This window comes from Pseudazoarcus sp. NS20 (assembly GCF_059703745.1).
Map to the genome: position 1 here is coordinate 12,918 of NZ_BAAKIY010000004.1, position 12,314 is coordinate 25,231.

A 12,314-nucleotide genomic window follows, 5' to 3' on the forward strand; every position below is an offset into this window, starting at 1 on the left:
CCATGGCAGGAAAGTTTCCGCTTGTCATAGGATCAAAGCCCTATTCAATGCAGAAACCACCAAGGTTTGCTGCTCGTGTGACAGAGCTGGATACATCGGGAGACTGATGGCCGATGCGTAGTAGAACATGGCTTCGGGAAAATCGCAGGACTGAAAGCCGAGCTTGGCGTAATAGGGCTGGGTGTGAATGGGGATGTAGTGGACATTGACGCCGATGCCAGCCTCGCGCAGGCGCACGAAGACCTCACTGCGATCGACCGGTGAGTTATCCGGCAGCCGGATCACGTAAAGGTGCAGACTGGAGTAGCTATCGGGGTGTTGCCAGGGGGTGATCACCGGCAGATCAGCCAACAGATTGTCATAGTGGCGGGCAAGTGCGTGGCGGCGCGCGACGTAGCCGTCGACACGAGACATTTGGCTCAAGCCTAGCGCTGCTTGTAGATCGGTCATACGGTAGTTGAAGCCCAGATCAATCTGCTGGTAGTACCACGGGCCGTCCGGCTCGTGTGTCATCCGCGTGGGTTCGCGGGTGATGCCGTGGCTGCGCAGCAAGGACATCCTGTCGGCGAGCTCCGGGTCGTTGGTCAATGCCATGCCGCCTTCCCCGGTGGTGATGATCTTTACCGGGTGAAAGCTGAACACCGTCACGTCGCTGTAGCGGCAACTCCCGATTGGCTCGCCGCGGTATTTTCCTCCGATGGCGTGCGAGGCGTCTTCAATGATGCGAAAGCCGTAACGCTGACTGAGCGCGTGGATGGCGGCCATGTCGCAAGGCTGACCGCACAGGTGTACGGCGACGACGATCTTGGGCAGGCGGCCAGCCTGTTCGGCGGCTGCGAGCTTGCGCTCCAGTGCTTGCGGGCACAGGTTGTAGGTGCGAGGATCGATGTCCACGAAATCGACTTTGGCGCCGCAGTACAGACCGCAGTTAGCCGATGCGACGAACGTGATGGGGGAGGTCCAGAGCCAGTCACCGGGGCCGAGGTCGAGTGCTAGGCAGGCAATGTGGAGGGCGGAGGTGGCGCTGTTGACCGCAATCGCGTGGCTCGCGCCCACGTGTTTGGCCGCGGTCTGCTCGAAGCGTGGGACCTGCGGCCCTTGGGTGAGGAAGTCGGACTGCAGCACGCTGACGACAGCATCGATGTCGGCCTGGGTGATGTCATGGCGACCGTACGGAATCATGCTCAGATCTTTCCAATCTTATTCTGGTTGGCCTCGATCCATGCCTGGAGTTCGCTTGGCTGCATCCATTCACTATTGTTGTCGCTGGTATAGCTGAAGCCGGCCGGTACGCGCTCACCGTTCTTGATGCGGTTCTTGCATTCATGCCAGTCGTTGATGGCCGGCAGAATCTTGAAGTGTTCGGGGTACTCGTAGGTATAGAGGGCGTCTTCCTCGCCGATCATCTGTTCGTGAAGCTTTTCTCCTGGGCGAATGCCCACGATCTCTTGCCGTGCTTCAGGGGCCACGACCTGGGCGAGCTCGGTAACTTTCATGGAGGGAATCTTCTTGACATAGATCTCGCCGCCTTCCATGTCGTCGAACGCGTGCCAGACCAATTCCACGCCCTGTTCGAGGGAGATCATGAAGCGGGTCATGCGGGGGTCCGTAATCGGTAGCACTCCGTTGTCCTTGATCGACATGAAGAACGGGATGACCGAACCGCGCGAGCCCATGACATTACCGTAGCGCACCACGGCGAAGCGCGTGTCATGGCCGCCTGCATAGGAATTGCCGGCGACAAAGAGCTTGTCGGAGGCGAGTTTAGTAGCACCGTACAGACTGATGGGGCTGCTGGCCTTGTCGGTGGATAGCGCTGCGACGCGTTTGACGCCCTTGTCGATGCACGCGTCGATGACGTTCATCGCGCCGATGATATTGGTTTTGACGCACTCGAACGGGTTGTATTCTGCCGTCGGCACGATTTTGGTGGCTGCGGCATGGACTACGTAATCGACGCCGTCAAGAGCGCGGTAGAGACGGTCCTTGTCACGCACGTCACCGATGAAGAAGCGCACGCGTGGGTCGCCCTGAAATAGCTTGGCCATTTCCCATTGCTTCATCTCGTCGCGCGAAAAGATGATGATCTTCTTGAGGTCGTACTTGGCGAGCGTCATCGGCACGAAGGTGTGGCCGAAGGAGCCGGTGCCACCGGTGACGAGAATGGAGGCGTTATCAAGCATAGTCGAGGTTCCCAGCGATCTTGTTCAAATTTTTAAGCATGGTCCGCCATCCGTTTGAAGATGGGGTTACGTTCAATGAGCTCTTCGTAGCTGCCGCTGTCGACAATCTTGCCTGCGGCCATTAGGTGAATGCGGTGGCAGGGCTTCACGGTCGCCAAGCGGTGGGCAATCATGATGATTGTTTTCTTGCCCGAAAAATCGTGAATGGCGTCCATGACGAGCTTCTCTGTGATGCCGTCGAGTGCACTGGTTGCTTCATCGAGGATGAGCACTTCTGCATCGTCATACAGTGCGCGAGCGATACCGATACGCTGGCGCTGGCCACCGGAAAGCTGGATGCCGCGTTCTCCTACACGGGTTTCAAGACCATCTGCCAGGGTTTCCAGAAACTCGTCCAAGTGAGCCATGGTTGCGGCTTTTCGGACGCGGCGGTTATCGATTTCATCGGGCGGGATGCCGAAGGCGATGTTTTCGCGGATTGATGCGTCTGCGAGGAAAATGCTTTGAGGTACGAAACCAATACTGTTCTGCCAAGCGCGGCGGTTTTCTTCCGTTACCGGAGCGCCGTCTATCGTTAGCTGGCCGGTTTGAGGTTGCAGCAGCCCGAGGAGAATGTCGATGGCTGTGGATTTTCCGGAGCCGGAGGGGCCGACCAGGCCAATCACTGCATTCACTGGAATTCGGAGGTTGAAACCTTGAAGCGCCGGTTGTTCTTTGCCGGGGTACTGAAAGCTGACGTTTTCAACGTGGATGCCCTCGGCTGGCGCCCAGTGTCCCGCTTTGGTGGGATTGGTCGTGGGCCAGGCTGCTTCGTAACTCGCCTGCAGGTCTGCTTCTAGGTTCTCGAATGAGGCGAGGTTGCCGCGTATTTGTGTGAGGCTGCTATAGATCTGCTGGAATGCAGGTAGCATTTTGAAGCCTGCCAAGGCGTACACTGCGAGGATAGGGAGAATGGTGCCAAGGTCACCTTGATGGGCGGAGAGAAGGTGCAGCACCAGCAGAATGGCGGCGCCGAAGGCAAACAGTTCGACCGCGTAGCGGGGGGCTTGGCCAAGGGCTTTGGTCTTGCCTTGAGCTTTGCCCATGCGTTGGCTGGTGAGCTCGAAACGATGATTGAAATCGTCTTGGCGGCAGAGCAGCAGGGTGTCCTTGATGCCACCGAAGCCTTCATTCAATAGTTTGAGGCGTTGGCGACTCGTTTCGGTGATGACCTGTCCGTGGTGAATGAGTCTGCGCCTTACGAGCTTATAGAGCGTGATGTATGCGGTGCAGAAGATCGCCAGCCCCGAGATCGCAACGAACGGGTTGAGCATAAGAACGGCGATGGCAAGCACGAAGGCCATGACCACCTTGGAGTTCATCTGCATGAGAGGTACGATTATCTGGTTGGTGAGGCGCGCGCATTCTTGGCTGATTTTGTTGGTTAGGTTGGCACTGTTGCCGTTCGCGTGGAATAGCCAAGGCTGGCTCATGTAATGCTTAAAAAGCCGCGTGCTGAGTTCGGCGCCCACCTGTGAGGCGTAGATGTTGAGCCGCCATGCGGTAAACATTGAAATACCCGCCGCGATGGCCAAAGTGCCCAGTACGGTTATACCCAGCCAGAACAGAAAGGTGGCTGGCTCGGTGAACTCTCCGGCCGCATAGAGTTTTGCGAGTAGGCCATCTCCTTGCAAGCGACTCATATCGCCGACTACTGCAATGAAAGGGCCTATCGCGACTACTCCTGAGAGTTCTGCAAATGCCATAAGGATCACAAGCGCCTGCAGCCGGATCAGACGCCGGCGTTGTTCGGTGTTAAGAAGCCGGTAGAGGCGGCTGAGTGTGGCGAGCATGGCTGTGTTTAGTCGTGGCCAAAGAGGTCGCGGGTATAGACCTTGTGGCTTACACCTTCGATATCCGCTGAAATCCTGTTGGCGAGAATCAAGTCGCTTTTTTTCATGAATTCCTGCAGGTCGCGTTCGACATGAGAGTTGAAAAACTCAGTTTCAGTCAGCGCCGGTTCATAAACAATGACTTCGATCCCCTTGGCCTTGATGCGCTTCATCACCCCCTGGATGGCGGACGCACGAAAGTTGTCGGAGCCGGCCTTCATCACTAAGCGGTAAATACCAACGGTTGTCGGCCTGCGCTTGACGATCTCATCCGCGATGAAATCCTTGCGCGTTCGGTTAGCTTCGACGATGGCGCTGATCAGATTGTTGGGAACCTGGTCGTAGTTGGCAAGCAGCTGCTTGGTGTCTTTGGGCAGGCAGTAGCCGCCATAGCCAAAGCTTGGGTTGTTGTACTGGTTTCCGATGCGAGGATCGAGACACACGCCTTCGATGATCTGGCCGGGTTCTAGACCATGCGTTGCGGCGTATGTGTCTAGCTCGTTGAAGTACGCCACCCGCATTGCAAGATAAGTGTTGGCGAAGAGTTTGATGGCCTCGGCTTCAGTGGAATCTGTGAGCAGCACCGGCACGTTTTTGTCAATCGCGCCTTGCTGTAAAAGCTCAGCAAAACGCTGCGCGCGCTCAGAGCGCTCCCCGACGACGATGCGGGAAGGGTGCAAGTTGTCGTAAAGCGCCTTGCCTTCACGCAGGAACTCGGGAGAGAAGATGATGTTGTCCGACCCGGTTCGCTCCTTGATTTGGCGGGTGTAACCCACCGGCACGGTGGATTTGATCACCATGACTGCGCTCGGGTTAATGGAGAGTACGTCGTTGATTACGGCCTCCACCGAGCCGGTGTTGAAATAGTTGGAGTCAGGATCATAGTCGGTGGGCGTGGCAATGATGATGAAGTCCGCCCCTTCGTAGGCTGTGCGTTTGTCGTGCGTGGCTGTAAGGTCTAGCCGTCGGTGTTGCAGGTATTCCTCGATTTCGACGTCGGCAATGGGTGAGCGCCGCTGATTGAGCTGGGTGACTTTCTCGGGGACGATGTCGAGTGCTACCACGGTGTGATGTTGTGCCAGGAGTACGGCGTTGGACAGGCCTACGTAGCCCGTTCCGGCGACTGCTATTTTCATATGGGGGTCCTGTTCCGCATGCCACAGGAGGCTTATTATCCTGGGCGATTGCTGTGTTGTGGGGGTGTTGCGGCGGAGTTGCTGTCTCGCGGCGCGCGATCGACTCAGTTTGAGTTCGCTTGGGCTTCAAGCCTCAGTTCTTTGATCTCACTTTTGATGCGCTCGTACTCTGCCTCCTTAAGGCGCAAGAATGCCAAGCTCAGCCGCGCTTTTTCTTCGATTCCGGAGGGGGTCAGAAGATAGGCATATGCAAACTTGCTGTCACTGCGGCGGAAATTACCTAGCTTGACAAAGCCTTTCTCAATTAGCGCCTTGAGGCAGTAATTAGTCTTGCCTACGCTAACGCCCATGCGACGGGCGAGCTCGCGCTGAGTGAGCTCGGGGTCGGCTTCTAGCAATTTGAGTACGAAGTACTCCGCTGTCGTATCGGGCATGGACTATGAGTGTTCATCGGTTGAACGCGGATTTTACGCATGCCTTCGTAGCGCGAATAGTCTTAATACCTCAAGGCTTAAAAATATCTGCGTTATGAATGAAGGGGCGTCAGAGTGCTCTCAGGCTTGGAAAAGGCAGACGAACCCGCGGTGTGACGACGTGCACGGGCCCCAGTCAGGGTGCTAGTGGAAATGCATGTCGCGCTTTCTGTAGACCGTGAATTCTCGAGTCTCCAGCAAAGCGGCGAGGTGATCGCTACCGGAGTCGATGTCAATCACTGCGCCACTCTCATACATGAACTTGGCTAGATTGCTCAGGCCGCTGAACAGCGATGGCGGGGGCGGGAATCCCGTTTTTCCCAGGCCGGGGGGGGGGGCGACTGTGACGCGTCTCGGGTTGCGCGCGCGTTGAAAGCCATTCGGTGGCGTGAGGGGTATTGGTCGCACAGCGGTTAGTAGCTGCATGCGCTCGCGCACGTACGCGAGCATGGTGTCCATCAACACTTACGGTCGAGAGGTTTTATAGGCCCATCGGGGCTAAGCACGCAGAGCGGCTGCGTAGTGCTCCCATCGGGGCTTGGGTGAGTTGACGGGCAAAGTGGGGTGTATGGTCATGCACCGGCCCCGCTGGGGTTTTCTGGCAGGTGAGCATCCAGCGTTCCAGGGCGCTGCGGCAGGCGTCGCCGTTCAAGTTCGGGATTACTTGCTTGGAAGTCGGCTTTCCGTTCAGCGCTTGAGTTTTTTATACAAGGAAGTTTTGCGCAGCCGGCGTTTGAAGGCGGCCTTTTTGTCGTAGAGCGTGAAATGAATGCGCACCGCTGCTGGCGAAAGATTAGAGCGATCTAGGTAGTGCTGCATGAATCTGGGGCGCTCGGCTTCTGGCAATTTGTGGCATGCCCGTGCGAGATCCGCAATTCTTTTCGACGGCGATACGCCTCTTGGAAAGAGATGTATGCGGCCCGTGTCGATCAACGTAAAAGCGGTGGTGCTGGATTCCACGCCGGGTTCGAGAAGGATGTTTCCACCCGAAAGGTCGCGGAAGTAAACGCCTCTGTCGTGCATACGGCGAATGAAATTAGCCAGCGGGGCGTAGATCTGGCGAGCGGCTGTCGGGTCGTTGGTGGGAATCATCTGCGAGAAAACGCTGCCAACCGACTCGCCCCCCGGCACGTGCTCGCACACATACCAGTTTTTTGTGATGTCTTGGCCGCTGCGTTGCTCAAACCAAGCCACAGGCGGAGCTGTAGGGATGCCCCGACGCAGCAACTCGGCCGCACCATTCCAGCTGCGACGTGCTTTGGAGGGTTTGAGGCGGTCCAGCACTTTCTTGTGCAGGTGGTGCTTTATGGGCTTTTTGAGCACAAGCTTTGCTTCTGCCGCGCGCGGATCGTCAACCGTCCAGATGGCGTTGCGCGCAAGGCGGAGGCTTTTCTGTTTGGTTGGCGGTGGGGGCAGCCCAGCCGGGTGTAGTGCGGCAATGAGGAGGTCTGCTTCCGCGCGATTGCGTGCAAGCACCATGCCCTGCCAGTCAGCGTCGCGGTGATAGTAGTGCCGCCGGTTGGTAATGTGACGGTGAATGGCGACGCCGTCCAGCGCGCGCGCCGCATCAAGCGCCCTGACGGTGCGCTTTGCGGGCCATTTAAGGTAGATCGGTGATTCGGTCAGCAAAGTGGCGTGCTCATCCATCTGTCGCCCGTCCCGGTCGAGCCATTCTGCGCTGATCAGATCTCCGTTGGAATACACGTCGCAGACGGCGGCAGCTCTGGCATTGGCCGTCCACGCCACATGTACGAGGTGATCGGTGGTGCGAAAAGCGTGCACCTCCAGGCCCTGGGCTACGGTGAGTCGCCCCTCATAACGCGCGCCGGGAATGAGCCTGTTGAACGTCGCTAGCGCCGCAAGCGCGGGGCGGGTTCGGAAGTCGCCCGCCTTGCCATCGACGGCGTCGTAATGCGTGATGCGTTCAAGCTTCGGGTACGGAAACGGCCCGTCATCCACTAGCCCTTCGCGATGGCACACGAGCGGGCCCCACCACGCGGCTTCGAGGGCACCGGAGGCGGCGCAGAGCACCATGTAGCGGGCGAGGTAGTCGGCCTGTTTCTGCTCGCTGTCGGGCAGGAAGCGTTCGATGCGCGGCAGTGTCCAGAAAGCGGAGGGTGACATCAACCGCGGCACGCCGAAGTCGGCGCCGATGCGTTGCAGCAGGCGCGCCTTGCGGATGAGGTTGAAGCGGATCAGTGGCGCGAGGCGGTGGCCGAGAATCTTGTGGTCCCAGCGCTCAGGCTCGGTGCATCGCTCGGAGAACAGGTTGTCGGTGTGGATGTCGGGCAAATGGTTGCGATCGCGTAGCAGGCGCAGCAGCCCGATGTTCCAGACCGGCTCGAAATCGGTGACGCTGGGGCCGGCCAGCAGTAGGTCGTGTTTGCGCACTTCTTCAAAGGCGATGCGCCACGCTGCGAGGAAGCCGTCCAAGCTGTAGCCGGCCCAGCGTTTTCGATTGACGGTGGAGCAGGCTTCGACGATGCGAATGTGTTTGCCGAAGCGCTCCAGCGTGCTGCGGATGAAGTCACGCCATGCGTTCTCGGCGGCCTCGGCGGGCATGGCCTGCGCGGCCTCGGCGGGCTGCACTAGGTGCAACAGCACGTCGATGTCGGCCGCAATTAGCGCTTCGAGAAAGCGCGCAACGTGATTGCCCTCGTCACCGTAGGTGAAGTCGAGGCGCACGCGGCGGATACCGGCATCGAGCAGGATCGCGATGACCGCCGCATCGGTAGCCGGGTCTGCGTTGGAGGCCACGCCTACGCCAGCAAAGCCCTCGGGGACGGTGTGGCCGGCCTGCGGCAGGTGGCCGTCTCGCATGAATAAGCGGCCGCGCAGCAGTGCTGCAAGATTGGCCTTCAGAAAGTCTTTGAGGGTGGGCTTCACGGGGTGCTTCCGTTGCGGGCGGCCGGTGCCGGGCCGAGAATTACGTCATGGTCGAGCCAGTCGCGTTCGGTGGGGATACCTTCCAGGCGGATCAGGTTGCGCTTACGCCAATTGCGGATGTCGGAAATGTCGATCAGGCCAAGCTCGCCAGCAGGGGTGAGCACGACATTGCCCAGATGCAGTGAGCGGAAGTGCACGCCCAGATCGTGCAGCCGGCGCACGAAGCGGTTGAAGGCGTCACGCAGGTAGCCGCGATTGATATCGTCGATGGACTTCTCGGCAAGGTCGCGCAGTGTGTCGCCCACCAGCGGGTGGTAATGCACGGCATCGCGGGCGATGTCGGGCACGCGAAACACCTCGATCACCTGCGGGCACGGTATGCCGAGCCGCTGCAGTGCGGCGGAGTTGTTGGCAAACCGCTGGGCATACGGGCTCCACGCGGCGGAAGAGAGCAGACGCTTGCGCCGGAAGAGCTTGATGTAGGTGCCGTCGGGCCGCAGCAGGACTTTTTCGCCGTGTCCGTCGTTCTGCACGGAGATGGCGTCCCTGCGCCGCTCGAGCCACGCGTCGTGAGAGATGGATTTCAAACTGGCCTGTCGAGGGTGAGTCGTATCAGGCCGCAGTCTACCGCCTCGCGTGCGCGGATGGGCGCGCCCGATGCGGGAACCCAACAAGCGGTTTAGCACTCATAGACCCAGAGTGCTAAAATGGAGCACACAGGAGGTAAGACACACATGACTCACGCCCTGTCGTTTCCCGTGCCGGCTTCGGTCGGCAGCATCGATCAGTACATTCAGTCCGTCAATCGCATCCCCATGCTCAGCGAGCAGGAAGAGCGCGCGCTGGCGACCCGGCTGCGCGATGAGGGCGATGTGGATGCCGCGCGTCAGCTGGTGATGTCGCATTTGCGGCTGGTGGTGTCCATCGCCCGTGGTTATCTGGGCTACGGCTTGCCGCACGCCGATCTGATTCAGGAAGGCAGCATCGGTCTGATGAAAGCCGTGAAGCGTTTCGACCCCACTCGCGGCGTGCGTCTGGTTTCGTTTGCCATCCACTGGATCAAGGCCGAGATTCACGAGTACATCGTACGCAACTGGCGCTTGGTGAAAATCGCCACCACCAAGGCTCAGCGCAAGCTGTTCTTCAATCTGCGCAGCATGAAGCCCGGCTCCGCCACCTTGAACCGCGAAGAGGTCGAGGTGGTTGCCACGCAGCTCGGCGTGAAGCCCGAGGAAGTGGTCGAGATGGAAACCCGCCTCACCGGCCGCGACATGCCTTTGGAGGGCAGCGGCGATGAGGACGACGCGTTTGCTCCGATCGCCTACCTGCCCGATCCGCACGCCGAGCCCTCCGAGGCGCTCGAGCAGGCACAGCAGGCGCGCTTGAGCGACGAAGGCCTGCGCGATGCTTTGGCTAGTCTGGATGAGCGCAGCCGCGATATCGTCAGCCGTCGTTGGCTGGTTGAAAGCGGTGCGGCCACGCTGCACGAGTTGGCGGCCGAGTACGGTGTTTCGGCCGAGCGCATTCGCCAGATCGAGGCCAAAGCCATGCAGAAAATGCGCGGCTTGATCGGCGCCTGATTGCCCTCCCGGGGCACACGCCTGTCACCTTCACCGAGTCCGGTTGAAGTGGCGGGCGTTTGCATCCATAACCGTAGGTCGGGATGAGCATCGCGAATTCCGACAGCTGAGTTGGTGCCCTGTGTGGCGCCAGATTTCCCCGGGTGTTTTGTCGGGGCCGAATCGGCTTTCCCGGGCGCCCCCGGTCCCGCCAGGCGATGGATGCCTGGGGTACGGCCGGCGTCGCAATTCGCTGCGCTCATCGCGACGTACCCCCGATTGGGGGTTCCCTGCCGTTACGCAGGTCGCCGTTGGGCTGCGGGCGAAATGCGACAGCGGGGCTTGCTACGGCGCAAACACTGGCGTGCTACCATCCAGCCCTCATGAGTTCATCGCCGACACCGCCCGCTGAGCGGCCTCCAGCCGCTTCTGCCAAAACTTCCCTCAGGATCTACCTGCGGTTGTTGAGCTATGTTCGCCCGTTCGCGGGCTGGTTCGCGATCAGCCTGCTGGGGTTCATGATCTTCGCATCGGCCCAGCCGATGATGGCGGGTTTGCTCAAATTCTTCGTGGATGGTCTTTCGTCATCGGGGGCTGGCATGGTCGAGGGGCTGCCGCTCCTCTCTGGCGTGCCTTTGTTGTACGCCGTGCCTCTACTGCTGGTGGCGATTGCCGCGTGGCAAGGGCTCGGCACGTTTCTGGGCAGCTATTTCATCGCCAGGGTCTCGCTGGGTTTGATCGATCATTTGCGGCGTGCTTTGTTCGGCAGCCTGTTGCGTTTGCCGAATCGCTATTTCGACCAGCACAACTCCGGCCATCTGATTTCACGCATCACCTACAACGTCACGATGGTGACGGGGGCTGCCACCGACGCCATCAAGATCGTGGTGCGTGAAGGGCTGACCATCATTTTCCTCTTCGGCTTCCTGCTTTGGATGAATTGGCAGCTCACGCTGGTGATGCTTGCAGTGCTGCCCTTGATCGGCGTTATGGTCGCCCGCGCCAGCCGCAGGTTTCGCAAGCAAAGTCACAAGATTCAAGCTGCCATGGGCGATGTAACCCACGTGGCTTCTGAAACCATTCAGGGCTACAGGGTGGTGCGTAGCTTCGGGGGCGAGGACTACGAGGCTCGCCGCTTCGGTGCTGCAAGCGCCAATAACACCGAGAAGCAAGTAAAAATGGTGCGCTTGAGCGCCGTTTTTACTCCCTCGCTGCAGGTGGTTACCTACAGTGCGATGGCTTTTTTGCTGTATCTCGTCTTGCTGCTGCGCGGCGATGCAACGGCCGGCGATCTGGTGGCGTACATCACCGCAGCGGGTCTTTTGCCAAAGCCAATCCGTCATATTTCGGAGGTGGCCTCAACGATTCAGAGAGGCTTGGCAGGCGCCGAGAGCATTTTCGAGCAGCTTGATGAAACGCCAGAACCCGATCTCGGCACCGTTGAGCGCGACCGTGTTTCGGGCCGCATCGAGGTGCGAAACCTAGGCTTCACGTACCCGGGTAGCGAAAACCCGGTGCTGAACGATATCTCTTTCGCCATCGAGCCAGGCCAGATGGTCGCATTGGTAGGGCGCTCCGGTAGCGGCAAGTCGACGTTGGCTAACCTGATCCCGCGCTTTTATCACCATGAGCAGGGCGACATTTTGATCGATGGTGTCGATGTCGAGGACTACACTTTGCGTAACCTGCGCCGTCACATCGCGTTGGTGACGCAGCATGTCACGCTGTTCAACGACACTGTTGCCAATAACATTGCTTATGGCGATCTCGCCGACGCGCCGCGAGCCGACATCGAGCGGGCCGCTGAAATGGCCTATGCGCGCGAATTCGTGGATCGGCTGCCGGAAGGGTTCGATACCTTGGTGGGCGAAAACGGTGTGTTGCTTTCGGGCGGGCAGCGCCAACGGTTGGCGATTGCGCGGGCCATCCTCAAAAACGCTCCCATCCTGATTCTTGACGAGGCCACGTCAGCGCTGGATACCGAATCTGAGCGCCACATTCAGGGCGCGCTGGATGAAGTCATGCGTGGTCGCAGTACTCTGGTGATCGCCCATCGCCTATCCACCATTGAAAAAGCCGACCAGATTCTGGTGATGGATCAGGGCCGCATCGTCGAGCGCGGCACGCACGCTGAACTGCTGAAGCTGAGCGGGCACTATGCACGTTTGCACGCCGTGCAGTTCCGCGAAGAGGGGCTCTGAGCAGA

Annotated in this window: 9 protein-coding genes; 2 read left to right on the forward strand and 7 right to left on the reverse strand. The window is 59.3% G+C overall.

Going from position 1 to position 12,314, the window contains the following annotated elements; all coding sequences use genetic code 11:
* Positions 1-24: 24 nt before the first annotated feature.
* The 7 genes from pseC to AC6H0W_RS11800 all read right to left on the reverse strand — a co-directional run bounded on the left by pseC (position 25) and on the right by AC6H0W_RS11800 (position 9,136).
* Positions 25-1,182 (reverse strand): UDP-4-amino-4,6-dideoxy-N-acetyl-beta-L-altrosamine transaminase, encoded by a 1,158-nt coding sequence (gene pseC, locus AC6H0W_RS11770; protein ID WP_497577371.1) that lies wholly within the window; start codon positions 1,180-1,182, stop codon positions 25-27.
* Between the two features lie 2 nt (positions 1,183-1,184).
* Positions 1,185-2,183, reverse strand: a complete 999-nt coding sequence (pseB, locus tag AC6H0W_RS11775) for a UDP-N-acetylglucosamine 4,6-dehydratase (inverting) (RefSeq protein ID WP_497577372.1) — start codon at positions 2,181-2,183, stop codon at positions 1,185-1,187.
* A gap of 32 nt (positions 2,184-2,215) precedes the next feature.
* Positions 2,216-4,015, reverse strand: coding sequence for an ABC transporter ATP-binding protein (locus tag AC6H0W_RS11780; RefSeq protein WP_497577373.1), 1,800 nt, complete (start codon positions 4,013-4,015; stop codon positions 2,216-2,218).
* Between the two features lie 8 nt (positions 4,016-4,023).
* Entirely contained in the window at positions 4,024-5,190 is a 1,167-nt protein-coding gene (locus AC6H0W_RS11785) for a nucleotide sugar dehydrogenase (protein WP_497577374.1), read from the reverse strand.
* Between the two features lie 104 nt (positions 5,191-5,294).
* Positions 5,295-5,624 (reverse strand): MarR family EPS-associated transcriptional regulator, encoded by a 330-nt coding sequence (locus tag AC6H0W_RS11790; RefSeq protein ID WP_497577375.1) that lies wholly within the window; start codon positions 5,622-5,624, stop codon positions 5,295-5,297.
* A gap of 726 nt (positions 5,625-6,350) precedes the next feature.
* Complete coding sequence (locus AC6H0W_RS11795) at positions 6,351-8,549, reverse strand: lipopolysaccharide kinase InaA family protein (RefSeq protein WP_497577376.1); 2,199 nt, start codon at positions 8,547-8,549, stop codon at positions 6,351-6,353.
* Positions 8,546-9,136 (reverse strand): BUD32 family EKC/KEOPS complex subunit, encoded by a 591-nt coding sequence (locus tag AC6H0W_RS11800; RefSeq protein ID WP_497577377.1) that lies wholly within the window; start codon positions 9,134-9,136, stop codon positions 8,546-8,548. The genes AC6H0W_RS11795 and AC6H0W_RS11800 overlap by 4 nt, the downstream gene beginning before the upstream one ends.
* 147 nt (positions 9,137-9,283) lie before the next feature.
* Between AC6H0W_RS11800 and rpoH the strand changes: the two genes are divergently transcribed.
* Together rpoH and msbA are read left to right on the forward strand one after the other, a co-directional pair.
* Entirely contained in the window at positions 9,284-10,129 is an 846-nt protein-coding gene (gene rpoH, locus AC6H0W_RS11805) for an RNA polymerase sigma factor RpoH (protein ID WP_497577378.1), read from the forward strand.
* Positions 10,130-10,491: 362 nt separating this feature from the next.
* Complete coding sequence (gene msbA, locus AC6H0W_RS11810; RefSeq protein ID WP_497577379.1) at positions 10,492-12,309, forward strand: lipid A export permease/ATP-binding protein MsbA; 1,818 nt, start codon at positions 10,492-10,494, stop codon at positions 12,307-12,309.
* Positions 12,310-12,314 lie beyond the last annotated feature (5 nt).